Origin of the sequence: Magnetovibrio sp. PR-2 (assembly GCF_036689815.1) — a bacterium.
Classification (GTDB): Bacteria; Pseudomonadota; Alphaproteobacteria; order Rhodospirillales; family Magnetovibrionaceae; genus Magnetovibrio.
This window is the reverse complement of record NZ_JBAHUR010000002.1, coordinates 410,428-435,189: the sequence shown is the minus strand read 5'-3', so window position 1 is coordinate 435,189 and position 24,762 is coordinate 410,428. Positions and strand designations below refer to the sequence as shown.

Sequence of the window (24,762 nt, the reverse complement as noted above, 5' to 3'; positions counted from 1 at the left end):
AGACATAACCATCATGAGGGGGATCATGCGTATGGTTGATCTAACAACAATTAAAAGCAAAGCGATCATAGCGACGGCGACAATCCTGAGTGGCGTTGTCATCTTGTCAGCCGCTTCCATCTTGATTTTGAACGGTGTTGCGTCCGGTTTTAGCGAGGTTTCCAAAACCACTCACCGGGCAACGGAAACTCTGGTTCCTTTGCAAATCTTGATCAAGGATATCAATGCTGATGTCATTCAAGTTCAGCAATGGCTGACGGATATTTCCGCAACACGTGGTCTACCCGGTTTCGACGACGGTTTTGCTGAAGCTGAAAACTTTGCCCAAAAATTCCAAGAGGATTTAAACAACGCCCGTCAGTTGGCGCAGGAGCTCAACGCCGCTGATGTGATGTCCAAACTGGATGCCCTGGAAGCCAGCTTTGCTCCGTTTTATGCGGGTGGCAAACGTATGGCCCAGGCCTATATTGATGAAGGCCCCAAGGGCGGCAATATCATGATGGAGGAGTTCGACACCTTTGCAGCGCAAATGGGTGAAAGCCTGGAGGGCGTCAACGAAGCCATCAACACCATGCGCACCATGGAAAGTGAACGCCTGACCCATTTGGTTGATGATTGGTTGGCAACCAGCAACAACACGGTTCTTCTTTTGACCGGCTTTTGTTTCGTCGGTCTTGTGATCATCGGCTTTATTTCCGCAAAGATGATCAGCGTCGCCAATGTGATCTTGCGGGTCTCCGACGGTCTCTCCATTGCGGCTTCGGGTGATCTGGATCACCGTTTGACGCATATACGGGGCCGTGATGAGGCCGCGAAAATGCAAAGGAACTTAAACAGTCTTTTGGACCGCACCGAAGCTTTCAACCGCGAAGTGGGGGCGGCCATGGACGCTGCGGCGACGGGGCGGTATAACCGCTGCATCGTCAGAGCAGGTATGGTTCGTGATTTCGAACGCTCATGCGACCAGGTCAATCAGTCGTTGCGCGTGATGAGCGAAAAAATCACGGGCTTTGGCGGGGTGACCGACAGCTTTGAAAATCAGATCCATATGACGTTCAACAATGTCAAATCGGGTGCGGGTAAAATTGAAACAATCGCCGAGAGCATGAGCCAAAACCTGGATTCCAGCGGCAATCGCTCGTTGGAAGTGACGGAGACCGCAACGGAGGCCAAACAAACCGTAGAGATGGTTTTGGTCGCTGCGGAAGAGTTGTCGAGTTCCATTCAAGAAATCAGTTCCCAAATCACCAAGTCGACACAAATCACTCATAAAGCCGTGGACAATGCAAAAGACGCCAATGATAAAATCCGTGCTCTTGCGGAGGCCTCGACGGAAATCAAAGACGTTGTGAGCTTGATCAACGACATTGCGGAACAGACCAATCTGTTGGCGCTGAATGCGACCATCGAAGCCGCGCGGGCCGGGGAGCACGGAAAGGGTTTTGCGGTCGTGGCCACGGAAGTCAAAAACTTGGCGGGCCAAGTTGCCAAAGCGACGGAGGAAATCGCCAGACAGGTTGGCGATATCCAAACTGGGTCTTCCTCAGCCGTCGAGGCCATCGAGACCATCTCCTCCACCATTGGAACCGTAAACGAAATTACGGGCAGTGTTGCCACCGCCGTCGAAGAACAAACGGCAGCAACCGATAAAATCGCGCAAAATGTGGAATCGGTATCCAGCAGTATGGATCTCTTGTCAGATAGCATCGGCCGTGTGTCTCGCCAAAGGATTGCCTCTTATGGTGCGGGTATCAAGGTGCTATGGGCGGCCAAAGACATCCATCCGACCATTGAACAATTGGATGCAGAAACCAAAACGTATCTCGATACGGCTCGTTCGATCTAGGGGGAGAAAATCTTATGGCACGTCCAACAATCACCCCGACCGGGGTCGAGCGCACCTTTGCAAAAGAAGAAATCATCGTTTCCAAAACGGACCCTTCCGGCGTCATCACCTATGCCAACGATGTGTTTTGCCGATTGGCAGGATATACGGAAGACGAATTGCTCGGTCAGCAGCACAATATCGTGCGCCATCCCGAGATGCCGCGCTGTGTCTTTAAGCTTTTATGGGACACCATTTCTACGGGGCAGGAAATTTTTGCCTTCGTGGTCAATTTGTCACGAAACGGTGATCACTACTGGGTGTTTGCACACGTGACGCCGACGTTTGATGAAGAGGGACAAATCGTGTCCTATCATTCCAGCCGTCGCTTGCCGAGCGAGAGCGCCACACAAACCATCACCGGGGTCTACAAAATGTTGCTTGAAGAAGAAGAGCGTCACGCAAGCCCCAAAGACGCGGTCGAGGCTGCAACCCAATTGCTGTTGAAGGTTTTAGGTGAAAAGGGTGTCACATACGAAGAGTTCCTCTTCGGTTTGTTGGAGGCGTGATTTTACTCTGGATGAAGATGGCCCTTAAACAAACAACATCGGGGCCAAGAACCACACCAAGACGGTAATGACGCAGATCGCGGCGATGTTCACCAAGAACCCGGCGCGGGCCATGTCGGGGATGGTCAGTTGTCCACCGCCGAACACAATGGCGTTGGGCGGTGTGGCGACGGGCATCATGAACGCCATGGAGGCCCCCATGGCAGCTGGCACCAACAACATCATCGGCTCGGACCCCATGGCAGTGGCCAAGGCGGCGATGACAGGCAAGAACGTTGCCGTGGTCGCGGTGTTGGACGTCATTTCCGTCAAAAACACAATCACGGCGGTGACCAAAACGATGGTGAACAGCAAGTGCAGGCCGCTAAATACCGTCATGGCGTCGCCAATCCACGCAGCAAGGCCGCTGGCGGAGACTTGAGACGCCAAGCTCAGCCCGCCGCCGAACAGGATCAACACGCCCCAGGGCAAGCGCTTGGCCCACTCCCAATTGAGCAAGAATTCCCGGTCCTTAAGACTGACCGGAATGGCAAACAGGCACAGCCCGGCACTGACGGCGATGCCGGCGTCTGTCAGTCCGGACAGCATCGGCAGGCCCTTTTGCAGCAAAGGCCGTGTCATCCAGAGGATTGCGGTGACGCCAAACACCACACTCACCAGCTTTTCCGCGCGCGAAATGGGGGCGAGGGCTTGGACTTCTTGGTGAATGGCATCGGCAGCACCCGGCAAGGCTTCTGCACCCAAACGAAACACAATACGCGTCAAGATCAGCCAGCCCAGAACCAACATGATTAAGGTGGTCGGCACGCCGATCACCATCCATTGGGCAAAACCAATTTCGATGCCGAGGTTCTCGGACACAAACCCGGCCAATAAGGCGTTGGGCGGGGTGCCCACCAGCGTGGCGATGCCGCCCATGCTTGCGCCGTAGGCGGTGGCGATCAACAATCCCTTGGAGAACGAAGCGCCGTCGAACCCTTTGATGCGTCCTGCACCGCCTGCGGCGACGACGATGCCGATGACCGACAGCGCGATGGGCAGCATCATGACGGTAGACGCCGTGTTGGAAATCCACATGCTGAGCCCCGCAGCCGTCACCATGAACGCGCCCACCAGTTGGCGCGGTTTGGTGCCTGCGCGTGACAAAACCAACAACGCAATGCGTTTGTGCAAGCCCCAGCGTTCAACGGCCAAGGCAATCAAAAAACCGCCCAGAAACAAGAAAATGAGCGGATTAGCGTAAGGTGCGGCGACCGACTTGATCGACCCCAGCCCCAACAGAGGAAACAAAGCCAAAGGTGTCAGCGCCGTTGCGGGCACGGGGATGGCTTCGGTGAGCCACCACGTCGCCATCAACACGGCCACCGCGGCCACAGCCCAGGCACTGTCCGCCATGCCCGACGGCGCGGGTAGAGCGCGCATAACCAAAAACAGCCCCAGCCCAAGAACCAAGCCAAACCAAACGGGCAGGCGCTGGCTTTTGGCGTTGTGAGCATGCTCATCGGGAATGGCTTCGGGTGAGCCGTGTTTGTGATTGGGTTCGGCTGGTGTGGGGTTGCGTTTGTCGGTCATGTGATCAATCTTATTTAGAACAAATTCATGGGGCAATTTTACACGAACACCACTTTGGAAGAAGAACCGATGACTGACAACCCACTCTCTTTGGCTGTTTTCGATTGTGACGGCACTTTGGTCGATTCTCAGGCATCTATCGTGCACTCCATGAAGGCCGCCTTCGACCATCACGGCTTTGATTACCCCGGCGACGAAGCCGTGCGCCGGGTCGTCGGTCTGCCTTTGGCGGTGGCCATTCGACAGCTGGCCGAGAACGTCGATGAGGCCTTATCGGAAGTGGTTAGCGAAACCTATAAAGCGGCGTTTTTCGAACTGCGCCAAGTCGGCAGTGTAGAGGAGCCTCTTTACGATGGTATTGCAGCCGTCATGGATCAGCTCGACGCTGCCGGATGGCTCATGGGCGTAGCGACGGGGAAATCTCACCGGGGCTTGGTCAGCACACTTTCTCATCACAAGATACTGGACAGATTCGTCACGCATCAGACGGCGGATCGTGCCCTGGGCAAGCCGCACCCGGAAATGATGTTCAAAGCGTTGGACGAAGCAGGCGTGGACCCCACCAACAGCGTGATGATCGGCGACACCACGTTCGATATGCAAATGGCGCAAAATGCTAAGGTCCGGGCCATTGGCGTGTCGTGGGGCTATCACGAAACTGAAGAACTGATGGACGCAGGAGCGGCCCAAGTTGTGCACTCCGCCAAAGACTTGATTGAAGCCATACTGAACAAGGGTTGAGCAAAAGGCGATGGCGCGTTTCTTCAAAATCATTTTCGGCCTGGGCGTGCTCTGTATTGCGCTTTTGGCGTCTTTGGGGGTGATGCTCAAGTCTTCGGACTATTCGCGCGTCAAAGTTCAGCTGGACCGCATTGTGGAACGGGCCACGGGGCGTCCGTTCGTCATTGCGGGTGATCTGCAGTTCAATCTATCGCTCACCCCGTCCTTGTCGGTTTCCGACGTGCACCTCGCAAATGCCGATTGGGGCTCGACCGATGACATGATGGTCCTCGAACACTTAGAGGCCCAGGTGGACTTGATGGCGTTGCTCAAAGGCCACTTGGACATCAACTACGTTGTGATTGAAGGGTTGCGGTTGAACCTGGAAACCGATGGCAAAGGGCTCACCAATTGGGAGTTCAGAGCTGCACAGGCGCCAACGGAAAAAGAAAATGCGACGGCGTCAAAATTTAAACTCAACCCGTCGGTGCACGACGTTCGCTTAACAAACATCCGCACGGTTTATAAAGACGGTGCGACGGGGATGACATTTGAAAGCAACCTCAAAAGTGCGCGCTTTCAAGCCGACAGCTTCGACGCCGCGCTCAGGGGTGGGTTTGTCGGCGTCTTCAATGGTGTCACGCTGGACGCCAATGCGCGCATGGGCTCGCTTGCGCAAATCCTAAGCGCTGAACCCAAGCCGTTTCCTTTCAAGCTGGAAATCGACGGGCCGGATATATCTGCCAATTTAGACGCGACCTTGCAGCACCCGGGCAGGGGCTTGGACATCTCTGCGGACTTTGCAGCTCAGGTGTTTGATCCCCAGTTCATAGGCAAGCTTCTCAATCTGGAGGGTATTCCCGATTTAGGAGAGATCGAACTTGGCGGGAAAGTCACCATGGTCGGTAAAGCCGTGAGCTTTTTAGGGCTGGAAGCGCAGACCAAAGACTTCGATATAGGCGGCGCGCTTTCTGTCCGTCTCAGCGACACCCGCCCCAGCGTTAAAGCGCGTCTGCGTTCAGAGACACTCGACATCACATCGTTTTTTCCGAAAACCGATAGCATCTCCAGTGGGGATAAGGTCTTTTCCACTGACGAGATCGATATTCAGGGCTTAGATGCGTTAGACGCCCAAGTTGATTTCGTTGGCAAGGAGATCAAGTATCAAGACTTAAGCGCGACCGATGTGCGCGCCAAGGTGAAGCTGAAGAGCGGGGCGGTGGAAATCCAACCCGCTTCGTTCATCTTTGATCAGGCGCGCATCGATTACACGGCAACGCTCAAACCCTCTGCGTCCGGTATGGATGTTCACACCAAGGCGTCTTTGCGCAACTTCAATGTCGGCACGGTGACGGCGTTGAGCGGGCAGGGCGATTTGCTAGATCTCAAAATGGACGGAGAAATCTTGCTCATCGCCAAAGGCAAGTCGGCGCACGAGTTGGCGGGGAGCACAAATGGACATGTGAAGATGATCGGTCGCAACGGTCGTATTCACGATCACAAAATTGTTGAGCTCACCGAAAGTGTGACTTCCATTTTGCCATGGGCGTCAAACAAAGACGCCAATGCCATTTCTTGTGTGCTGGCGGAGGTGCCCATTGCCGAAGGTTTGGCGACGGCCAAGTCCGTGGTGGTGGACACCAGCGGCATGCATGTCAAAGTGAACGGCACGGTTGATTTGGGCGAAGAGGTGTTGAAACTGCACGTCAACACGGACGCCAAATCCACCAGTTTGGCCAGTTTTGCCGTGCCATTTCAGGTTGAGGGTAGTCTGAAAAAGCCAGAGGTTCACGTGACGGCGAAGGAAGCCGTGGTCGGTACGTTGGGCAATATCATCAAAACACCGGTTAAGGCCATTGCCGGGCTTTTGGCGGACACCATCTCATTAGTGGAAAGCGACAAGGCGAAAAAAGAGCAAGAAGAGAAGAATGACCCTTGCGTTCAGGCGCTCAAGGGGGGTAAGACCCCTGAAGAAAACACCGCTGAACAATAGAGCTTTCCCATGACCAAACGCTTTTACAAAGACGCCGCCGCCCACCAGACAGAAGGTGGTTTCACGGTCGTCCTAGACGGGCGCCCCATCAAAACACCTGCGGGCAAGCCCTTGTCCCTGCCGACCCATGCGTTGGCCGAGGCTGTGGCTGAAGAATGGGAAGGCCAAGGCGAAGATGTCGATCCCAACTCCATGCCCTTGATGCAGCTCTGCGGCACGGCCATTGACCGCATTCCCGATGCCCGCGACGCGATGATTGACGGATTGCTGCGTTATGTGGACACGGACTTGCTGTGTTACCGCGCAGGATCTCCACAAGACTTGGTCGAACGCCAAGCCAAGGTCTGGCAGCCGCTGTTGGATTGGGCTAAAGAAACGTTTGGTGCGGATCTCAAAGTGGTCGAAGGCGTCATCCCGGTGAGCCAAGACGACAGCTCCAAACAAGGCTTCGCAGCCGCTATGGCAGATATGGACAATTGGCAGCTCACCGCGTTGGCTGAAATGGTCGGCGTCGCGGGCTCCATCGTCGTGGGTTTTGCCATGTTCGTTGGTGCTTTGGACGGCGATCAAGCGTTCAAAGTCATTCACGTGGACGAAGACCACCAAATCGAGCTCTGGGGCGAAGACGCCGAAGCCACCGCGCGGCGCGAACACGTGCGCGGTGAGCTGAAGACGGCCGTGCAGTTTAATGAATTGCTGAGCACTTAAGCCCAATCGGGCGACGGCAGCGTTAGATACGCATTGCGCAGTGCGTCCGACCAGTCTTGAGACAGTTGCTGGAAGTAGGGGTCGTGCTCGTCAATGCGGGTTTGCAGGCTGACGGCCTGGGTGTCTTTTTTCATGATCACCAAGTCCAGCGGAAAGCCCACTGACAGGTTTGATCGCACCGTGGAATCCATCGACAACAAAGCCAGCTTCACGCCGTCCATCAGCGTGGTGTCGTCGTAGCTGAGCGCGCGGTCCAAAATCGGCTTGCCGTATTTATGCTCGCCAATTTGCAAAAATGGCGTGTCGGGCGTGGCATTGATGAAGTTGCCGGCTGAATACACTTCGAACAATCTCTGGGTGCGCCCTTTGAGCTGTCCCCCTAATAGAAACGAGGCGGAGAACGGCGTGTCTTGGGCTTTTAGGGCTTCTGCGTCGTCTTCGTAGACTTGTCGCACAGCGCGCCCAACCAAACGGGCGGCTTGGAACATGGTGGGCACGTTCTGCATGGTTTGCGGCTCGTCGCTGTCTTCGACAGGCAGGCCTTCTTCCAAGATGTTGATAACCGATTGTGTGATGGCCAAGTTGCCCGCCGTCATCAATACGATGGAGCACTCACCCGGTTTTTCCCATGTGTAGGTTTTGGAGTAGGTCGAAACATTGTCCACGCCCGCGTTGGTGCGGGTGTCGGCCAGCATCACCAAGCCGTTTTCGAGATATAGGCCTACGCAATAGGTCATCTTCAGTCTTCCGTCGTTTTTGGTAATGCGTCCATGATGCACAGAGCAGTCCCCCCAGGTGGAGATGGAAGGGCTATTGCTGAGCCCCTCCTGTCGAATTGACTGTGCTGCCTGGGGTTTGTGAAACCAAAACGCTGACGTCCAGTTTTTCGTCGCCACCCCCACGGCGAACACCGCGCACCGGCGAGGCTTCTTGATAATCAAGGCCGACGCCGACTCGGACATAATGATCCGTCGTGCAGACGCTGTTGGCAACATCAAAAGCGACCCAGCCCAAGTCCGGCACCAAAGCCTCTGCCCAGGCGTGAGAAGCTTCGCTTTCTTCACCATCGGCGGAATGGAGCAAATACCCCGAAACGTAGCGTGCCGGAATGTCGATGGCGCGTGCGGCGGCGATGAACACATGGGCATGGTCCTGGCATACGCCTGCGCCATTGGTCAGCGCCTCAATCGCCGTGGTCATGGCGTGTGTTTCGCCGGTTTGATAGTCGATGGCGTCGCGGATTGTGCCCATCAGCGCGTGGAGAATATCCAACACGCCTTCGCCATTGCTTTGTGCGGCCCGGGCGATGGCGCGGATGGCGCCGTCGGGCTTGGTCTGATCGGTTTCACGCAAATAGAACGATGCGGGAAAGGGGTCTGTGGTGCCTTTGACAAAACCTTTGGTGTCTTGTGTGTGCACCTCACCCTTGACCCGAATGCGGACCTCTTCATGCGGTTTGTCGATAACCAGTGTATGCGTAACGTTGCCGAAGCTGTCGCTAAACGCATGCAGCATACCAGCCTTAGGCGCTTCGATTGACCAAGAACGCACGATTTGCCCGTCGTAGGGCTGGGGCGTTAAACGCAGGCTTTGGATCGAATAGCTGACGGGCTCTTCATAGGTGTAGACAGTTTCGTGATTGATCGTGATATGCATCGCTTCACCGCCTCACAGATAAAAGTGGAAGTCTTCGGCGATGGCGACGCCGAGCTTATTGTTGCGCACCAAAAACTTATCTAAATATTCGTGCAGGCCATCTTGGAAAATATCGTCAACCTTGCTGAAATCCAGTTCAGAATGCAGCTTGCCAGCCAAGCGCTGGCTGTCGTACCGCCGACCGTGTCCATCACCGATCTGGTTTAAGTAGTAACTGACCTGACTGAGTGTATACACCAGCGAACGCGGCATTTCTTTTTTCAAGATCAACAGCTCTGCTACCTGCCACGGCTTGATGGCATCGCGATAAACCCAGTGGTACGAGCCCAGTGCCGAAACGGAGCGCAGCACCGTCGCCCATTGGTAATAATCGACTGAACCGCCAATGCTTTCGCCTTGGGGCAACAACACGTGAAACTTCACGTCCAAAATGCGCGCCGTATTTTCCGTGCGTTCGATAAATGTGCCGACATTGATGAACGCATAGGGCTCATCGCGCAACATGGTGCCCGACATGGCCCCGCGAAAAATCGTCGAACGGGTTTTGACCCAGTCCAGAAACGACAACAGATTGTCTTTCTTGAGCGACTTGCGCCATTGGCCGTTGAACTCCAGCCACGTGTCGTTGAGGCTTTCCCACATCTCCGACGTCACGGCTGTCCGCACGGCGCGGGCGTTGGTGCGCGCGGTCTCAAGACACGCGTGAATGGATGACGGGTTTTCTGGATCAAGCGCGATGTAACTGAGAACCGTGTCCAAGTTCGCTTCACCGTGTTTTTCGATCAAGCCGTCTTCACACGCCGCTGCGACAGCGCTGGACGGCCATTCGTTGCGTGTGCCACCCGCTTCTAAGTCGGGCATCTGGCTCATGCGATAACCAACTTCCAAAATGCGGGCCAAGTTTTCGGCGCGTTCCATATAGCGCCCCACCCAATAGAGGCTTGCGGCTGTGCGACTAAGCATTGGCACCCCCTAGATTCAGAGAGTCTTCAAGGATCCAGGTGTCTTTGGTGCCGCCGCCTTGGGATGAGTTCACCACCAGCGATCCTGCGCGCATGGCGACGCGGGTCAAACCGCCGGGGACCAATCTCACTTTATCCGCGCCCACCAGCACAAACGGACGCAAATCCACGTGGCGCGGTGCATAACCGTCCGCCACAAACGTGGGGCAGGTGGACAGCGACAGGGTCGGCTGGGCAATGAATTCGGCAGGATCAGCCTTGATGCGCAAGGCGTAGGCTTCACGCTCTTCTTTGGTGGACGCAGGGCCCACCAACATGCCGTAGCCGCCCGACCCGGCGACTTCTTTGACCACCAATTCTTCCAGATGGTCTAAGACGTATTTGTAATCGTCATCACGCGCACACCAATACGTGGGCACGTTTTTCAAAATGGGCTCTTCGTCCAGATAGAATTTGATCATGTCCGGCACGTACATGTAGATCGCTTTGTCGTCGGCAATGCCGCCCCCAACAGCGTTGGTGATGGTCACACCGCCAGAGCGATAAACGTTCATCAGACCCGGCACGCCCAAAGAGCTGTCGGCGCGAAACGCCAACGGGTCGATAAAGTCGTCATCCAAGCGTTTGTAGATCACATCGACGCGTTCGGGGCCTTGGGTGGTGCGCATGAAGACTGTATTGTCCTTGACGAACAAGTCTTGGCCTTCCACCAGCTCAATCCCCATTTTGTCGGCCAAAAAGGTGTGCTCATAGTACGCGGAATTGTAAAGACCCGGGGACAGCACCACGACCGTGGGGTCACCTTCACACGTCGGCGGCGCCACGGTTTTGAGACTTGCCAACAAATCTTCGGGGTAGCGTTCCACCGGGGCGACTTGGTGACTGTTGAACATTTCGGGGAACAGCCGCATCATCACTTCGCGGTTTTGCAGCATGTACGACACACCAGACGGTGTGCGGGTGTTGTCTTCCAACACATAAAATTCTTCCGCACCGGTGCGGACCAAATCAATGCCTGCGATGTGGGTGTAAACCCCACCGGGCACCGTGACGCCCCGCATTTCCGGAAGATACGCTTTGTTTTGCAGCACCAGATTCTCGGGTATGACGCCCGCGCGGATGATATTTCGGTCGTGGTATACGTCGTGCAGGAACATGTTCAGCGCCTTGACCCGCTGTTCCAGACCACGCGACATGAAGGCCCATTCCGACGCCAGCAAGATGCGCGGCACGATGTCGAACGGGATTAAGCGTTCCGGATCGCCACCTTCGCCATAAACTGCAAAGGTGATGCCGATGCGCCGAAACAAGTTTTCAGCTTCTGTCTGGCGGATCTTGAGCATGTCACGCGGGGCTTCAACCATCCAGCTGGCAAGCTGTTCCATGCCTTTGCGCGGCTCGCCGCCCAATTGGACCATTTCGTCAAAGAAGGCGGGTGGGGTGTTTTCCGTCGGCGTTGGGCTTTCGCTCATGCAACGCGGTCTCCTCATTTGTGGCGCGGAGATTAGGTTGCAAGCGATGTGCCAGGAAAATCAAGAGCATTTCCGCCCCTTGAGCCCAAAAAAGGGGCTAAGGGCGGGGGCTGGCGATGCAGTTGCACACTTTTTAGGCGTTTAAGCCTGTTCTGCCGGGTCTTCGTCTTCAATCTGATGTTTGAAGATCAGAGGCAGCTGTGTGAGGCTGAAGACGATGGTGATGGGCATGATGGCGAAGACTTTGAAGTTCACCCAGAAATCTGTGGTCTGGGTGCGCCACACGGCTTCGTTCAAGATCGCCAACACAATGAAGAAAAACGCCCAACGCCAGGTCAGTTTGCGCCATCCTTCGTCATCCAAGTGCATCGCGCCGTCCAGAACGGATTTGAGATAGCTTTTCTTGAAAAACAAACCTGCGAACAATACGGTTGCGAATAGGGTGTTGACGATGGTCGGCTTGAGCTTGATGAACGTTTCGTCCTCAAGGTACAGTGTTAGCCCCCCAAAGATCAGCACCACGATGCCCGTGACCAGTGGCAACGTGGGGATGCGTTTTAGGCGAATATAGGAGTACGCAAGCGAAACGGTGATCGCGACCATGAAGGCCCCGGTCGCGGTAAAAATGCCATATCTCGCGTTCATGAAGAAAAACACGAGTAATGGACCAATCTCTAATATAAACTTCAAACCTTGATTCATGAGGGGGTTATATCAATTTGTTGAGAAGGATAAAAGTCAGACGTTATTTTTTGCCTTGCGTTCTTGCTTCGCAGGTGCAAAAAAGCGCTTAATAAGAAAAATAAATGGAAACGATAACAATTCTCTCTCAAGAGACGTTGGGGAAAACCAGTGCACGATATTATTGAAGAACTCGAAAAGCGACGCGAGCAAGCGCGCCTCGGTGGCGGGCAACGACGCATTGACAACCAGCATTCCAAGGGCAAGTTGACAGCCCGCGAACGGCTTGAGCTTTTGCTCGACCCCGGTTCTTTCGAAGAATGGGACATGTTCGTGGAGCACAAATGCACCGATTTCGGTATGGAGAAAAACTCTATTCCGGGTGACGGCGTTGTGACGGGCTATGGCACCATCAATGGCCGCTTGATCTTTGTCTTTAGCCAAGACTTTACAGTCTTCGGCGGATCGCTCAGCCAAACGCACGCGGACAAGATCGTCAAGATCATGGACCAAGCCATGAAAGTTGGCGCGCCGGTCATCGGCTTGAACGATTCCGGCGGCGCACGTATCCAGGAGGGCATTGATTCTCTGGCTGGCTACGCAGACGTCTTTACACGCAACGTGCTGGCGTCCGGCGTGATCCCGCAGATTTCTGTGATCATGGGGCCCTGCGCCGGTGGCGCGGTGTACTCTCCGGCCATGACCGACTTCATCTTTATGGTCGAAGACACGTCCTACATGTTCGTGACCGGCCCCGATGTGGTCAAAACCGTGACCCACGAAGAAGTCACCCAAGAAGAACTGGGCGGTGCATCCGCACACACGGCGAAATCCGGTGTGGCGCACAACGCCTTTGAAAACGACGCAGAGGCATTGTTGTACTTGCGCCGCTTTGTCGACTTCTTGCCGGCCAACAACAAAGAAAAGCCGCCGGTGCGTCCGACCCCGGACAGCCCGAACCGCGTGGAAATGTCGTTGGATACCATCATCCCCGACAATCCCAACAAGCCTTACGATATGAAAGAGCTGATCGAAAAAGTCGTCGACGAAGGTGATTTCTTCGAACTGATGCCGAAATACGCCGAAAACATCATCATCGGCTTTGCTCGCATCGAAGGCTCCACGGTCGGCGTTGTTGCCAACCAGCCTATGGTTTTGGCGGGTTGTTTGGACATCAACAGCTCGCTCAAGGCAGCACGCTTTGTTCGCTTCTGTGATTCCTTCAACATTCCCATCGTCACGTTCGTCGACGTTCCGGGCTTCATGCCGGGCACGTCCCAAGAGCATGGCGGCATTATCACCCACGGCGCGAAGCTTCTGTATGCTTATACCGAAGCCACCGTGCCGAAGGTCACCGTGATCACGCGTAAAGCTTACGGTGGTGCCTATGACGTGATGAGCTCCAAGCACTTGCGCGGTGACGTGAACTTCGCATGGCCGACGGCTGAGATCGCTGTGATGGGTCCCAAGGGCGCTGTGGAAATCATCTTCCGCGCCGACTTGAAAGACACCGCCAAGATCGAGGCACGCACCGAAGAGTATCGCAAAGCTTTCGCCAACCCGTTCGTTGCGGGTCGCCGGGGCTTTATCGACGACGTGATCATGCCACACAACACGCGTGTGCGCATTTCGCGTTCGCTCAGAATGTTGAAAGACAAAAATGTCGAAAATCCGTGGAAGAAACACGGCAACATTCCGTTGTAAGCGATTTTGGTGTGATGGGAGTTCAATGAATGACCTTGGACGATCAACAGCGCAAAGAGAACTCAAAGGAACTGGGCCGTTTCGGCGGTTTGGTGGTGGCGTACTTCGCCGCAGTGTATTTGGCGATTTATGCCAACATCACTTACACCCCTGCGGTTCCTTGGTTCTTGCTGGTGCTGATCGTCGGCGGTTTTTACATCGTTCCCAGAGCCAAGACTGTAATGTCGTTGTTTAACGATCAAGATTGATGACGTCGTCCGGCGCGGGGGCGTCGGACGCAAAGTTGAGAAGGGATCTCACAATGTCTGCCAAAAAGTCTGCAACAAAGGCAGTTAAAAAGCCCGCTAAGAAGGCCGCAGCGAAGAAAAAAGCTGCGCCCAAGCGTGCCAAAATGTTCAAGAAAATCCTCATCGCCAACCGTGGCGAGATCGCATGCCGCGTGATCAAAACGGCGAAGGCCATGGGCATCAAAACGGTCGCGGTGTATTCCGAAGCCGACCGCGATGCTTTGCACGTCTTACAAGCCGACGAAGCATATTGCATCGGCCCGGCAGCGTCTTCGGAAAGCTACCTGCGTGTCGACAAAATCATGGAGGTGATCAAGAAGTCCAAAGCCGAAGCGGTTCACCCGGGCTATGGCTTCTTGTCAGAAAATTCTGAGTTTTGCCGCAAGCTGAAACGCGAAGGCGTTGCGTTCATCGGTCCGAACGAACTGGCCATCAAAGCCATGGGCGATAAGATCGAATCCAAAAAGCTGGCTGAAAAAGCCGGTGTGTCCACCGTTCCGGGCTACACCAAAGCGCTGCAAGACTTCAAAGAAGCCAAAAAGGTCGCTGGCGACGTTGGCTATCCGGTGATGCTGAAAGCTTCTGCCGGTGGTGGCGGCAAAGGCATGCGCGTTTGCGAGAACGATGCCGATTTGAAAGAAGCATTTGTGTCCGCTGTGCGCGAAGCTAAATCGTCCTTTGGTGATGACCGTGTGTTTATTGAAAAATTCATCGTCAACCCGCGTCACATCGAAATCCAGGTGATGGCCGACCAACACGGCAACGTGGTGTACTTGAATGAACGAGAATGCTCCATTCAGCGTCGCCACCAAAAGGTGATTGAAGAAGCACCGTCGCCGTTCATCGACCCTGAAACCCGCAAAGCCATGGGTGAAGAATCCGTCGCACTTGCCAAGGCTGTGAAATACGTGTCCGCCGGTACGGTCGAGTTCATTGTTGACCAAGAAAAGAACTTCTACTTCTTGGAAATGAACACGCGTCTGCAGGTGGAACACCCGGTGACGGAATACATCACGGGCCTCGATTTGGTTGAGATGATGATCCGTGTGGCGGCAGGCGAAAAACTGCCGATCAGCCAAGACGACGTGAAGCTGGAAGGCTGGTCCATTGAATCGCGCGTTTACGCCGAAGACCCGTTCCGCAACTTCTTGCCTTCCATCGGCCGTTTGAGCCGCTACAAAGCCCCTGAAGGTGACGATGTGCGTGTGGACACCGGCGTCTATGAAGGCGGCGAGATTTCCATGCACTACGATCCCATGATCGCCAAGCTGGTGACCTACGGTGCGGATCGTGACACGGCGATTATGAACATGCGCCAAGCGTTGGACGGCTATTACATCCGCGGCGTTCAGCACAACATTGCGTTCTTGTCCGCGTTGATGAACCACGACCGTTTCGTCAAAGGCAACCTGTCTACGGGCTTCATCGCCGAAGAATACCCCGACGGCTTCCATGCATCCGACGTGGTGCACGACAACCCGGCCATCTTCGTTGCGGTCGCGACAGCTATGCACTGTGGCTATCAAGCCCGTGCCGCGTCCATCAGCGGTCAGCAAGGCGGGCACGAACGTCAAGTGTCCAAAGACTGGATCGCTTTGGTCGATAAAAAGCACATTCCAGTGAGTGTCGAGGCTGTGGACGGCGGTTGGGATATCAACATCTCGGCGCGCGGTTACACCAAGCAGACCATCGAAGTGCGCTCTGATTGGCAATTGGCCGATGCCGTGTTTACGGGCACCGTGAACGGCGTCGACGTGATTATTCAATGTGATCGCTTGGCGGTGGGCTATCGCTTGCTGCACGCTGGCTCTCAAGCCGATGTACGGGTGATGTCTGCTACGGGTGCAGAGCTTTACAAGCACATGCCGATCAAACTGCCGCCCGATACCTCCAAACTGCTGATGTCGCCGATGCCGGGCTTGTTGCTGTCGGTCTCCGTCGAAGTCGGCCAAGAGGTCAAAGCGGGCGAAGAGCTAGCCGTGATCGAAGCCATGAAGATGGAAAACGTCATGCGCGCGACGCAAGACGGCACGGTCAAAGACGTATCTGCCAAGCCGGGCGACAGCTTGGCTGTGGACCAGGTGATCTTGTCGTTTGAATAAGTGAGCTCCTAGATCATAAAAGCCCCGGGTTCTTCGGAATTGCGGGGCTTTTTTGTGCCGTTTTGAAAAAATGTGGGGAAGAGGGGGCGAATCCCTTACAATGGGAGTCGGGTATCCACACCGACCTCAGGGGATTTATGGCCGACGAGCACGAAGAAGATAACGTCATCCCGTTTGAACGACCGGAGGAAAAACGTCCCCGGCGCGCCAAACGCGAACGTGTCCGTCATCACCAAGGCCCTAAACGTCAATTCCAACACCACGATAAAGTTGTCCGTCTGCATGCACGTGGATTGGTGCATTCCGACGTTTTTGTGCGCTGGCTGGTGGAAGAAGCCACCACGTTGCACTTGGATGGTTGGGCGCGGTCCAACGAAAACCACGATATGGATATCTTGCTCGCCGGAGAAGAAGGCGATGTGCGCCAGATGCTGGAGTACCTGCAAGACGGCCCACGTCCGGTGGACATGTTGTTAGTCGAAGAGGTGCCCATGAAGGGCGATGAGCCCATGTGGCAGGGCTTTCACCACTTAACCCCGGCGGGGATGTGAGTATGAGCGATCTTGTGGCGCAGCACGCCATTATCTCTGGCCGGGTGCAGGGTGTGTGGTATCGCGCCTGGACGCAAAAGACGGCGCGCAAGCTGGGTCTCAAAGGCTGGGTGCGCAATCGCCGCGATGGCACAGTCGAAGCCGTATTCTGCGGCACGTCTCAGCAAATCAAAGACATGGCGATGGCATGCCAAAAAGGCCCGCCCTTGGCAAACGTGACGGGCGTGGAGCTGTCGGATGCGGATGTGCCAAATGAGGACGATTTTGAGCTGCGCGAAACGTGTTAGTCAGCGTCGAGTTCAAACTTCGCAACCCCCAAAGATACCCCATTCACCAAAACCTCCACTTTATGTGTCCCCGAATAATATTTGCGCGTGGTGACAGGCTTGATGTTGTGACGTTTGGAGATGGTGAGGCTTTCGCCGCCTTTCAATTCCACAGTCTTCCACTTAAACACCTTCGGGCTGGTTTTGCCGTTGGCACGCATGTGGTGGATGGCGTAGTCGATGATCAGCGGTTGGGCGTTTTTTGTGGAGGAGGCGAGGGTGAACTCAAAGTCTACCGCCTCACCCAATTGCACACGGGGTGTGGAGATGGAAAAGGTTTCGACACGCACCTTCGGTTTGCCATAGCCCAAAGCTTTCAGGGCAGCCGGATGTCCGGCCTTGATCAACGTGCGCAACGCGTGACGGATCAGGCGTTTTCGGTTTTCATCAGCACCTTTTATCCAAGCTTGAGCCGTGCGGGCGGCAACGTCGGGGTTGTCTTTGGAAATGTCGTTTAAGTTGTTCGCCACCGAACGGCGGACGTATTCCGATGGGTCGTCTTTCAGACCCTCCAGCAATTTTAAAACCGGGGCAGGGTCTGCGATGAAAGGTTTGAGCTGTATGCCCCAGGGCAGGCGGGTGCGAGACCCTTCGCTGACCAGACGGCGAACATGTTCGTTAGGGTCTTTCTGCCATTTTGCCATGGCTTTGAGCGTTTCGGTTGGGTGGCTCAACAAAAACGGACGGATGGCGAATTCGGACGAAAAGCGGGAGGTCATGTCTTTTAAGGCGTTTAAGGACAAAGAGACGTTCTCTTGTCCGTGGCGTGCGACATAGTCCGCCATGGACATGATGGCCCAACCGCGCACACCATCGGGCGTAGAGGTGCTATCCGTTGCGTCCAGGGGAGCATCCGTTTGCGGGTCGAGGCTGTCGATCATAACCGTAACAGCGGCTTCAAATGCTTGAGGTAGGAACTGCTCCAACCCATCCGTGATGTGGGCAGAACGTTCTTTGAGCTCCAGCGCGTCTAAGCCGTTGGTGCAGTATGCGATGAATCCTTTGACGTCGAACGGTGGGTGGACGCGTTTTAAATGACCGCCCAAACCTTCAATCAGCTGAACGTTGAATAGATTTTTAAAAGGTTCTGGCACGGGTAGAGCCTCAGCTTCCGGTGAAGATGAACGACCGTCCGTTGTCATCTCCCCCCGATTGGTTATAGCGTTTGATCACGTGGCTAGCCGGGAAGATCAGTTTTGCTGTGGTGCCTTTGTCGATTTGGGATGACAGTTCAAAATCGCCGTCGTGAAGCTCCATCATCAACTTCACCAAAGGCAGTCCCAAGCCGGTTCCCGGTTCGTGTTGGACCTCGGGGCCGTGGCGGACTTGACCGAAGGGCTGCATGGCGATGGATATGTCTTCGGCGCTCATGCCATTACCGTTGTCTTCAACGGTAATGGTTACCCCCCCACTGGCCGTCCCAGCAGCGCTGAGGCGCACCGTGCTGCCGTCCGGTGAAAACTTGATGGCGTTGGACAGAAGGTTCACCACGCATTGGACAATCCGTCTTCGATCAATGCGGAGCTCAGGTAGGCTGTCGTCAAAGTCACAGACCACATGCACCGTGTAGGTTTCCAACATGCCCGCGATAAGGCGTTCGGACTGCTTGAGGATATCGGCGATGGGGTAGATGTCGGCGTCCAGCTCGATCTTATTGGCTTCGGCCTTGGACAGATCCAAGATGTCGTTGATCAACTCCAACAAGTGTTTACCGCTTCGTTCGATATCGCTTGCGTACTCTTTGTACTTCGGCGGAAGCGGCCCCATGGTTTCTTGTTCCATCATGCCTGAAAAGCCGATGATGCCCGTGAGCGGGGTGCGCAACTCGTGGCTCATATTGGCGAGGAACGATGATTTTGCTTGGTTGGCGTCTTCGGCCAACTGTTCGGATTTTCGCGCGTGGTTCAACAGGCGGGTCACTTGTTGACCTTCCATGACCAAAAGAGTGACGATTAAAAAAGCGCCGATGACAATGACAATCATGGAAATGCGCAAGGTCGCCGTCCGGTTTTCGACCATGGTAAAATAGGCATCGTCGGGGGCGTTGGTGTTCGACACCACTAAGGACGCGACCCGGTTCAGCTTGGACGAAAACGGCACCAGCGTGTCGTGGATTTCCATGATCTGGGCATGGTCGTTGGGCTTTAAGTTCTCGATGATGGGATCGATTTGTTCAAGAAGGTGTTCCAAGGACAGCATCAGCGCTTCGAGGTTTTCAAACTCCCGCAGATGTAGCGTATCCGCTGATTGCAAAATTGGGGGGATGCGGCTCCACAAAATATCGTAACGCAGTACGACCTCGTCATGGCTAACGTCTTGGTTCTGGGCATACATGTGCAAGGTGTGCAGCGTACGTTCCAGTTCCAAGGTGAGTTGGCCCAAGACCCAGATGTCAGCTTGCGCGCGGTTGACTTCTTGGTCGTGTTGACGATCCAGGCTGTTGAAGCCAACAAACGAAAACACGGTGATGGCGCCGAAAACCATCAGCGCCAAAACCATGTTTATCATCAGCTTCCGGCTCATACGTCTCCCCCAGGCTTATTGAACCGTTATCGTGCGTAGTTGCCAGACCATACGATCGCGATAGCGCGGCGTGCGTAACATGTCATGGGCGTCCATGGGGTAGATCAACCACAAGGGCCCTTTTTCGCGTCGGCTCATGGGCGCGTCGTTCATTTCATAGGCGACAATGGCGTCATACGTGTCAAAGTCCGACAACGGTATTTTGACCGTATAGTCGTTGAGTGCGGAAAATTCTCCGTGGGTTCCATGCACCGCGACCACGCGAAGCAGTTCGCGAACGGTGACGCCTTTGAAGTGCACCAAGCCGTTGGTCCACGGTGTGTGGGTGGAAAGGGTTGTCGATGTGAGCCGTTTGAGCATCTCCATATCGAAGTTGGCGGCGGGCGGTTGGTTCGGATTTTGAATTTTGCCCTGAATGCTTAAGACAACTTGGCCTGTCGGCAGGGCCAAGGGCATGACAGGCGTGTCGGCGTGCGCATGGCCCCAGACGCCACTGGCGAGGGTCGCGATACAAATAGCCAACGCGAAACGGCGCAAAAACCCGATCAAAGTGCCCTCTTCCATCCCCATGGTTTTTGAATTCAGGCTGAAAAGCCTATAACCGCTTGTATGATAGGCAAAAATAACGAAGGCGTCTATGCTCGGCTGCGTTTACTCGACCACAGTTTGCCGTCCGAACACGGTTTCAAAGGTCAGGCGCAGCACGTCGTCAACCTCGTCCATGGTGGCTTTGACGCCGAGGTCCCTAAGCGACGTCACGCCGTGTTCTGAAATGCCGCAGGGCACGATGCCGCCGAAGTGGCTTAAATCCGGCTCGACATTGAGCGCAAGCCCGTGAAAGCTCACCCACTTGCGCACCCGCACGCCGATGGCGCCGATTTTGTCTTCGCGCCCATTGCTGCGCTCGACCCAGATGCCGACACGGCCTTCGCGCCGTTCACCCGTAACGCCAAATGCGGCGATGGTGCGGATCATGACTTCTTCCAGCTTGTTGACATAGGCACGCACGTCGGAACCGTGGTTTTTCAAATCCAGCATGAAGTAACCCACGCGTTGGCCCGGGCCGTGATAGGTGTATTGACCGCCGCGCCCGGTTTCGAACACGGGGAAACGCTCGCTGTCCAAAAGATCGCCCGCGTCCGCGCTGGTGCCGGCTGTATAGAGCGGCGGGTGCTGCAAAAGCCACACGATTTCACCCTCAGACCCGTCACGAATGCCTTGTACACGGCTTTCCATGAAGTCGTGGGCGGTCTCATAGTCTTGTAAGTCGTCCGTTACGCGCCAGAGCACCGAGGGTAAGTCGTTGTTTTGAGACATTTTTCGATCAATTTTGCAGTTTTGTGCGTCTTTGCTTGAAAGGGCTGACAGTATTCGCTATACCCCCCGCAGGCAACGTTCTGTTTCAGGGCGTTGTTCTACCAGATATATGCGGTCGTGGCGGAACTGGTAGACGCGCAGCGTTGAGGTCGCTGTGGGAGTTAAATCCCGTGGAAGTTCGAGTCTTCTCGACCGCACCAATAAAACCCCCATCCGGACAGCCGGGTGGGGTTTTTTGTTTGAGTTTTAGGGGCTTGGCCCTAAGCTCGCCAAATACATGATCTGCAAACCCCTTCAAACCATCACCCGAGACTTTCCATGACCCTATTTGAATCTATCGACCAATCAACTGGCCTTGAAAAGTGGCTGTGGATCATTGGCCCTGTCGTCGGAATCCTTGTGATGTTGGAGGGGGTGCGCAAAATTGCTGAGCCCAAATTGGGGGCCAAAAAGGCGGAGAAGCTGGCTGAGCGTATCGCCATGGCGATGCTGGCGTTATATGTGCTGTTCTCCTTTCTTGTGATCTCCAGCGGCGATGGTGCTTAATCTCAGAGCTGTCAGTTGCGGGCCGACGGGGAATTGTTTAGGTTGGGGGCGAGCCGGAATCCTTAGGGGCGGAGGTCGTGATGAGCGATCTGATACCAAACGATAAAAACGAAAAAGAGCCCGTGGATATCCCGCTTGTGGATGCCAGCGGCCAGCCCTTAACTCTGCCCAAAGACATTGAGCCCAGCGAGACCTACGACGGTCTGCACGAAGACGCCGTGGGGGGCATCATCGAAGCGTTGGAAGCTGGCGATGAGATGAGTTTGCGCACACGCGTCGCCACGCTGCACTTTGCCGACGCCGCCGACTTGATCGAACGCTTGCACCCCGAACAGCGCCGCCAGCTGTTGGATGCCACGCACGATGTTCTCGACCCCGATGTGTTTACCGAGCTGGACGAAACCGTTCGCGACGAAGTGGTGGACATCGTCGGCTTGGACGCTGTGGCCGAAATGGTTTCGGAACTCGATACCGATGACGCGGTCGAGATTATCGATGAGCTGGAAGATCACGAGCAAGAACATGTGCTCGACGCCATCTCGCCCGCAGATCGCACCTTGATCGAAGAAGGCCTGTCGTTCGAAGACGAAACCGCTGGGCGTTTGATGCAGCGCGAAGTCATGACCGTGCCGCAATTTTGGTCGGTGGGTGAAACCATCGATTTCCTGCGCGAGATTGCGGATCAGGAAGAATGGGAAACGCCCAACGTCTTTTACGACATCATCATCGTCGATCCGCGTCACAGACCCGTCGGCAGCGTTCCGCTTTCGACCCTTTTGCAAAGCAAGCGCCCGGTCAAAGTGGGCGAGATTATGCACGAAAAGATGAAGCTGATTCCGGTCGACATGGACCAAGAAGAAGTCGCCTTCCTGTTCCGTCAACGCGACTTGGTGTCCGCACCTGTGGTGGGGGACGAAGGCCGCTTGGTCGGCATCATCACCATTGACGACGTGGTCGACATCATCGACGAAGAAGCCGAAGAAGATATCTTGGCCTTGGGTGGTGTGCGTGAAGACGATTTGTATTCCGCTACACTGGACACCACCAAACAGCGCTTTTCATGGCTGTTCGTGAACTTGCTCACCGCCATCATGGCGTCTGTCGTGATCGGCTTTTTCCAAGGCACCATCGAACAGGTGGTGGCGCTGGCGGTTCTGATGCCCATCGTGGCCAGCATGGGCGGCAATGCGGGCACGCAGACTTTGACCGTTGCCGTGCGTGCACTGGCGACCAAAGAACTGACCCCCACCAACGCCATGCGCCAAATCGGCAAAGAGATATTGGTCGGTGTCATCAACGGGGTGGTTTTTGCCGTGTTGATGGGCGCTGTGGCCTGGGGCTGGTTCTCCTCGCCCGAAATCGGTCTTGTCATCGGGCTCGCTATGATCGTGAACATGATTGTCGCAGGCCTGTTTGGGGCGATCATTCCCATCGCGCTGGATCGCCACGGGATCGATCCGGCGGTGGCGTCTAGTGTCTTTTTGACCACCGTGACAGACGTCGTCGGCTTCTTGGTCTTTTTGGGCCTTGGTGCGATGTTCTTGCTGTAAGGGGAGGGGAATATGCCCAACGTTCTCATAACCGGAGCCAACCGCGGTTTGGGCCTGGAGTTCGTCCGCCAATACGCAGAGGACGGCTGGAGCGTCCTCGCCACCTGTCGTCAGCCGGAGCTGGCGGCGGAACTCAACGCCATTGATGGCGTGACGGTTTATAAGCTTGATGTGAACGATTTTGACGCAGTGGAACAGCTCGCGGCCGATTTGTCGGGCACGGCCATTGACGTTTTGATTTCCAACGCAGGCGTTTATGGGCCCAAGGGTTACAGTCTGGACGCGCTGGATTATGACGCTTGGGAAGCGGTTCTGCGCACCAATGTTTTGGCCCCGATGCGCGTGGTGCAGTGCTTTGCGCCCCATGTGGCACAAAGCGGGCTCAAACGGATTGCGACGCTCAGTTCCAAAATGGGCTCCATGGCGGACAACTCGTCCGGCGGCAGCTACATCTATCGCTCGTCAAAGGCCGGGGTGAACGCGGTGATGAAATCCGCGGCTCACGATTTTGCGGATCAAGGCATCACCAGTGTCATCCTACACCCAGGCTGGGTGCGCACCGATATGGGCGGGCCCAACGGCTTGATCGATGCCCCCGAAAGCGTGCGCGGCATGCGTGGTGTGATTGACGGTGCGACAGCTGGGCACAACGGGCGCTTTTTCAATTATGATGGTGCCGAGATTCCTTGGTGATTGAGAGCCTTTCGTGACCATCCACATGATCAAACTGGCCGTTGGTGTCGAAGACGTCGACCACTTGGCCGAACTGCAGCAAAACCGAATCGCCCAGTCGAAGGCTCAGGGTTTGTCGCCCAATCCGCGCCACTACACCCGTATGACGCCGCGCCGCCAATCCAAGCTTTTGGACGGGGGCTCGATCTATTGGGTGATCAAAGGGGTTGTGCGTGTGCGCCAGGAATTGGTTGGGTTTGAAGGCTATACCGACGAAGAAGGCGTGAGCCGTTGCGCCATTGTGTTGGACCCGCAGCTGGTCCCCACCCAAGGCCGGGCCCACCGGGCGTTTCAGGGGTGGCGTTACTTAGAACCCGCCAAGGCCCCGTCCGACGCCCAAGGGGCCGACAATGCAGAGTTGCCCCAAGATCTGGCCCGCGACTTAGAAGCGCTGGGCTTGCTTTAAAATAAAGCCTTTAAGCCCTAAATTAAAATCGATATGCTGCATACTCAGTGAAACACGGCGAAAGTCGTGTGGGGGAAAAGGCTTTAGAGGGGCTTTCATGTCTTCGGTAGACGTTACGACGCTCAACATTTTGATTGTTGAGGACAACGTGCATTTTCGCACGTTGATCACGTCTATTTTGAAAGCCCTCGGCGTGACCCGGCTGGAAGAGGCACAAGACGGCCTAGAAGCCTTGGAATATCTAAGCGGCGAGCCTGCAACACCCATCGATTTGGTGATTTTGGACTGGAAGATGGACGGCATGGACGGCGTTGAGTGTGTGCGTCAAATCCGCCAGCTCGATTGCCAATATGCGAACGTTCCCATCGTCATGGTGACGGGCTACACCGAAACCAGTCTGCAAATCGAAGCCCGTGATGCGGGCGTGAACGGCTTTTTGGGCAAACCCATATCGCCCCAGTCGCTTTTGAACCGCATCGTCTGCGTCCTGGAAGATACGGACGGCCCCTGTTAGGGGCACTTACCCACAGTGAAAGTGCTAGCGATAGGCTCCGCTTTGC

General features: G+C 55.3%; 25 protein-coding genes and 1 tRNA gene. 16 read left to right on the top strand and 10 right to left on the bottom strand.

The annotated features are described in order from the left end of the window. Nucleotides 1-31 precede the first annotated feature (31 nt). Together V5T82_RS04665 and V5T82_RS04660 are read left to right on the top strand one after the other, a co-directional pair. Nucleotides 32-1,846: a methyl-accepting chemotaxis protein gene (locus V5T82_RS04665; protein ID WP_332894426.1), complete on the top strand. Its 1,815-nt coding sequence runs from the start codon at nt 32-34 to the stop codon at nt 1,844-1,846. A 14-nt stretch (nt 1,847-1,860) separates the two neighbouring features. Continuing rightward, entirely contained in the window at nt 1,861-2,394 is a 534-nt protein-coding gene (locus V5T82_RS04660) for a PAS domain-containing protein (RefSeq protein ID WP_332894425.1), read from the top strand. Nucleotides 2,395-2,418: 24 nt separating this feature from the next. Here V5T82_RS04660 and V5T82_RS04655 read toward each other — a convergent pair whose 3' ends face one another. Continuing rightward, complete coding sequence (locus V5T82_RS04655; protein WP_332894424.1) at nt 2,419-3,966, bottom strand: SLC13 family permease; 1,548 nt, start codon at nt 3,964-3,966, stop codon at nt 2,419-2,421. A gap of 69 nt (nt 3,967-4,035) precedes the next feature. Here V5T82_RS04655 and V5T82_RS04650 point away from each other — a divergent pair, with 69 nt between their 5' ends. The 3 genes from V5T82_RS04650 to V5T82_RS04640 are packed head-to-tail and all read left to right on the top strand — an operon-like array spanning nt 4,036 to nt 7,387. Further along, nucleotides 4,036-4,707 carry an HAD-IA family hydrolase gene (locus tag V5T82_RS04650; protein ID WP_332894423.1) on the top strand — a complete coding sequence of 224 codons (672 nt, stop codon included), beginning with the start codon at nt 4,036-4,038 and terminating at the stop codon, nt 4,705-4,707. A gap of 10 nt (nt 4,708-4,717) precedes the next feature. Beyond that, nucleotides 4,718-6,679, top strand: a complete 1,962-nt coding sequence (locus tag V5T82_RS04645) for an AsmA family protein (RefSeq protein WP_332894422.1) — start codon at nt 4,718-4,720, stop codon at nt 6,677-6,679. A 9-nt stretch (nt 6,680-6,688) separates the two neighbouring features. Continuing rightward, nucleotides 6,689-7,387, top strand: a complete 699-nt coding sequence (locus V5T82_RS04640) for an ATP12 family chaperone protein (protein WP_332894421.1) — start codon at nt 6,689-6,691, stop codon at nt 7,385-7,387. Here V5T82_RS04640 and V5T82_RS04635 read toward each other — a convergent pair. The 5 genes from V5T82_RS04635 to V5T82_RS04615 form a co-directional block, all read right to left on the bottom strand. After that, nucleotides 7,384-8,124 (bottom strand): proteasome-type protease, encoded by a 741-nt coding sequence (locus V5T82_RS04635; RefSeq protein WP_332894420.1) that lies wholly within the window; start codon nt 8,122-8,124, stop codon nt 7,384-7,386. The genes V5T82_RS04640 and V5T82_RS04635 overlap by 4 nt on opposite strands. A 73-nt stretch (nt 8,125-8,197) precedes the next feature. After that, on the bottom strand, nt 8,198-9,043 hold the full coding sequence (locus V5T82_RS04630; RefSeq protein ID WP_332894419.1) for a transglutaminase family protein: 846 nt from the start codon (nt 9,041-9,043) through the stop codon (nt 8,198-8,200). Nucleotides 9,044-9,055: 12 nt separating this feature from the next. Continuing rightward, on the bottom strand, nt 9,056-10,006 hold the full coding sequence (locus tag V5T82_RS04625) for an alpha-E domain-containing protein (protein WP_332894418.1): 951 nt from the start codon (nt 10,004-10,006) through the stop codon (nt 9,056-9,058). After that, complete coding sequence (locus tag V5T82_RS04620; RefSeq protein ID WP_442917246.1) at nt 9,999-11,477, bottom strand: circularly permuted type 2 ATP-grasp protein; 1,479 nt, start codon at nt 11,475-11,477, stop codon at nt 9,999-10,001. Before V5T82_RS04620 ends, V5T82_RS04625 begins: the two co-directional genes overlap by 8 nt. A gap of 141 nt (nt 11,478-11,618) precedes the next feature. Beyond that, nucleotides 11,619-12,179 carry a septation protein A gene (locus V5T82_RS04615; protein ID WP_332894417.1) on the bottom strand — a complete coding sequence of 187 codons (561 nt, stop codon included), beginning with the start codon at nt 12,177-12,179 and terminating at the stop codon, nt 11,619-11,621. 150 nt (nt 12,180-12,329) lie between these two features. Between V5T82_RS04615 and V5T82_RS04610 the strand changes: the two genes are divergently transcribed. The 5 genes from V5T82_RS04610 to V5T82_RS04590 all read left to right on the top strand — a co-directional run bounded on the left by V5T82_RS04610 (nt 12,330) and on the right by V5T82_RS04590 (nt 17,089). Further along, nucleotides 12,330-13,862, top strand: a complete 1,533-nt coding sequence (locus tag V5T82_RS04610) for an acyl-CoA carboxylase subunit beta (RefSeq protein ID WP_332894416.1) — start codon at nt 12,330-12,332, stop codon at nt 13,860-13,862. A gap of 29 nt (nt 13,863-13,891) precedes the next feature. After that, nucleotides 13,892-14,110: a hypothetical protein gene (locus tag V5T82_RS04605; protein WP_332894415.1), complete on the top strand. Its 219-nt coding sequence runs from the start codon at nt 13,892-13,894 to the stop codon at nt 14,108-14,110. Nucleotides 14,111-14,253: 143 nt separating this feature from the next. Further along, the gene (locus V5T82_RS04600; RefSeq protein WP_332894477.1) at nt 14,254-16,251 is read left to right on the top strand and encodes an acetyl-CoA carboxylase biotin carboxylase subunit; all 1,998 of its coding nucleotides are present in this window, start codon (nt 14,254-14,256) and stop codon (nt 16,249-16,251) included. 137 nt (nt 16,252-16,388) lie between these two features. Next, nucleotides 16,389-16,802 carry an acylphosphatase gene (locus V5T82_RS04595; protein WP_332894414.1) on the top strand — a complete coding sequence of 138 codons (414 nt, stop codon included), beginning with the start codon at nt 16,389-16,391 and terminating at the stop codon, nt 16,800-16,802. Between the two features lie 2 nt (nt 16,803-16,804). Beyond that, nucleotides 16,805-17,089: an acylphosphatase gene (locus V5T82_RS04590; RefSeq protein ID WP_332894413.1), complete on the top strand. Its 285-nt coding sequence runs from the start codon at nt 16,805-16,807 to the stop codon at nt 17,087-17,089. Here V5T82_RS04590 and V5T82_RS04585 read toward each other — a convergent pair. The 4 genes from V5T82_RS04585 to lipB all read right to left on the bottom strand — a co-directional run bounded on the left by V5T82_RS04585 (nt 17,086) and on the right by lipB (nt 20,968). Beyond that, entirely contained in the window at nt 17,086-18,222 is a 1,137-nt protein-coding gene (locus V5T82_RS04585; protein ID WP_332894412.1) for a DNA alkylation repair protein, read from the bottom strand. The two genes, V5T82_RS04590 and V5T82_RS04585, sit on opposite strands and share 4 nt — an antisense overlap. Nucleotides 18,223-18,232: 10 nt before the next feature. Continuing rightward, nucleotides 18,233-19,651: a sensor histidine kinase gene (locus tag V5T82_RS04580; RefSeq protein ID WP_332894411.1), complete on the bottom strand. Its 1,419-nt coding sequence runs from the start codon at nt 19,649-19,651 to the stop codon at nt 18,233-18,235. A gap of 15 nt (nt 19,652-19,666) precedes the next feature. Beyond that, nucleotides 19,667-20,215, bottom strand: a complete 549-nt coding sequence (locus V5T82_RS04575) for a putative pterin-binding protein (RefSeq protein ID WP_332894410.1) — start codon at nt 20,213-20,215, stop codon at nt 19,667-19,669. A gap of 87 nt (nt 20,216-20,302) precedes the next feature. Then, nucleotides 20,303-20,968 carry a lipoyl(octanoyl) transferase LipB gene (gene lipB / locus V5T82_RS04570; RefSeq protein ID WP_332894409.1) on the bottom strand — a complete coding sequence of 222 codons (666 nt, stop codon included), beginning with the start codon at nt 20,966-20,968 and terminating at the stop codon, nt 20,303-20,305. 111 nt (nt 20,969-21,079) lie between these two features. Here lipB and V5T82_RS04565 point away from each other — a divergent pair. The 6 genes from V5T82_RS04565 to V5T82_RS04540 all read left to right on the top strand — a co-directional run bounded on the left by V5T82_RS04565 (nt 21,080) and on the right by V5T82_RS04540 (nt 24,716). Then, nucleotides 21,080-21,168: transfer RNA gene (locus V5T82_RS04565), tRNA-Leu, on the top strand. 118 nt (nt 21,169-21,286) lie between these two features. Then, on the top strand, nt 21,287-21,514 hold the full coding sequence (locus V5T82_RS04560) for a hypothetical protein (protein WP_332894408.1): 228 nt from the start codon (nt 21,287-21,289) through the stop codon (nt 21,512-21,514). An 80-nt stretch (nt 21,515-21,594) separates the two neighbouring features. Continuing rightward, nucleotides 21,595-23,064, top strand: coding sequence for a magnesium transporter (mgtE, locus tag V5T82_RS04555; RefSeq protein ID WP_332894407.1), 1,470 nt, complete (start codon nt 21,595-21,597; stop codon nt 23,062-23,064). A 12-nt stretch (nt 23,065-23,076) separates the two neighbouring features. Beyond that, the gene (locus V5T82_RS04550; protein WP_332894406.1) at nt 23,077-23,757 is read left to right on the top strand and encodes an SDR family oxidoreductase; all 681 of its coding nucleotides are present in this window, start codon (nt 23,077-23,079) and stop codon (nt 23,755-23,757) included. Between the two features lie 13 nt (nt 23,758-23,770). Further along, nucleotides 23,771-24,202 carry a DUF1489 family protein gene (locus tag V5T82_RS04545; protein ID WP_332894405.1) on the top strand — a complete coding sequence of 144 codons (432 nt, stop codon included), beginning with the start codon at nt 23,771-23,773 and terminating at the stop codon, nt 24,200-24,202. Between the two features lie 97 nt (nt 24,203-24,299). Next, nucleotides 24,300-24,716 (top strand): response regulator, encoded by a 417-nt coding sequence (locus V5T82_RS04540; RefSeq protein ID WP_332894404.1) that lies wholly within the window; start codon nt 24,300-24,302, stop codon nt 24,714-24,716. The last annotated feature ends 46 nt before the right edge of the window (nt 24,717-24,762 follow it).

Excerpts from the sequence above, each read along its gene's own strand:
- V5T82_RS04665 (WP_332894426.1), top strand. The coding sequence starts at position 32 with ATGGTTGATCTAACAACAATTAAAAGCAAAGCGATCATAGCGACGGCG.
- V5T82_RS04660 (WP_332894425.1), top strand. The coding sequence starts at position 1,861 with ATGGCACGTCCAACAATCACCCCGACCGGGGTCGAGCGCACCTTTGCA.
- V5T82_RS04655 (WP_332894424.1), bottom strand. The coding sequence starts at position 3,966 with ATGACCGACAAACGCAACCCCACACCAGCCGAACCCAATCACAAACAC.
- V5T82_RS04650 (WP_332894423.1), top strand. The coding sequence starts at position 4,036 with ATGACTGACAACCCACTCTCTTTGGCTGTTTTCGATTGTGACGGCACT.
- V5T82_RS04645 (WP_332894422.1), top strand. The coding sequence starts at position 4,718 with ATGGCGCGTTTCTTCAAAATCATTTTCGGCCTGGGCGTGCTCTGTATT.
- V5T82_RS04640 (WP_332894421.1), top strand. The coding sequence starts at position 6,689 with ATGACCAAACGCTTTTACAAAGACGCCGCCGCCCACCAGACAGAAGGT.
- V5T82_RS04635 (WP_332894420.1), bottom strand. The coding sequence starts at position 8,124 with ATGACCTATTGCGTAGGCCTATATCTCGAAAACGGCTTGGTGATGCTG.
- V5T82_RS04630 (WP_332894419.1), bottom strand. The coding sequence starts at position 9,043 with ATGCATATCACGATCAATCACGAAACTGTCTACACCTATGAAGAGCCC.
- V5T82_RS04625 (WP_332894418.1), bottom strand. The coding sequence starts at position 10,006 with ATGCTTAGTCGCACAGCCGCAAGCCTCTATTGGGTGGGGCGCTATATG.
- V5T82_RS04620 (WP_442917246.1), bottom strand. The coding sequence starts at position 11,477 with ATGAGCGAAAGCCCAACGCCGACGGAAAACACCCCACCCGCCTTCTTT.
- V5T82_RS04615 (WP_332894417.1), bottom strand. The coding sequence starts at position 12,179 with ATGAATCAAGGTTTGAAGTTTATATTAGAGATTGGTCCATTACTCGTG.
- V5T82_RS04605 (WP_332894415.1), top strand. The coding sequence starts at position 13,892 with ATGACCTTGGACGATCAACAGCGCAAAGAGAACTCAAAGGAACTGGGC.
- V5T82_RS04600 (WP_332894477.1), top strand. The coding sequence starts at position 14,254 with ATGTTCAAGAAAATCCTCATCGCCAACCGTGGCGAGATCGCATGCCGC.
- V5T82_RS04595 (WP_332894414.1), top strand. The coding sequence starts at position 16,389 with ATGGCCGACGAGCACGAAGAAGATAACGTCATCCCGTTTGAACGACCG.
- V5T82_RS04590 (WP_332894413.1), top strand. The coding sequence starts at position 16,805 with ATGAGCGATCTTGTGGCGCAGCACGCCATTATCTCTGGCCGGGTGCAG.
- V5T82_RS04580 (WP_332894411.1), bottom strand. The coding sequence starts at position 19,651 with ATGAGCCGGAAGCTGATGATAAACATGGTTTTGGCGCTGATGGTTTTC.
- V5T82_RS04575 (WP_332894410.1), bottom strand. The coding sequence starts at position 20,215 with ATGGAAGAGGGCACTTTGATCGGGTTTTTGCGCCGTTTCGCGTTGGCT.
- lipB (WP_332894409.1), bottom strand. The coding sequence starts at position 20,968 with ATGTCTCAAAACAACGACTTACCCTCGGTGCTCTGGCGCGTAACGGAC.
- V5T82_RS04560 (WP_332894408.1), top strand. The coding sequence starts at position 21,287 with ATGACCCTATTTGAATCTATCGACCAATCAACTGGCCTTGAAAAGTGG.
- mgtE (WP_332894407.1), top strand. The coding sequence starts at position 21,595 with ATGAGCGATCTGATACCAAACGATAAAAACGAAAAAGAGCCCGTGGAT.
- V5T82_RS04550 (WP_332894406.1), top strand. The coding sequence starts at position 23,077 with ATGCCCAACGTTCTCATAACCGGAGCCAACCGCGGTTTGGGCCTGGAG.
- V5T82_RS04540 (WP_332894404.1), top strand. The coding sequence starts at position 24,300 with ATGTCTTCGGTAGACGTTACGACGCTCAACATTTTGATTGTTGAGGAC.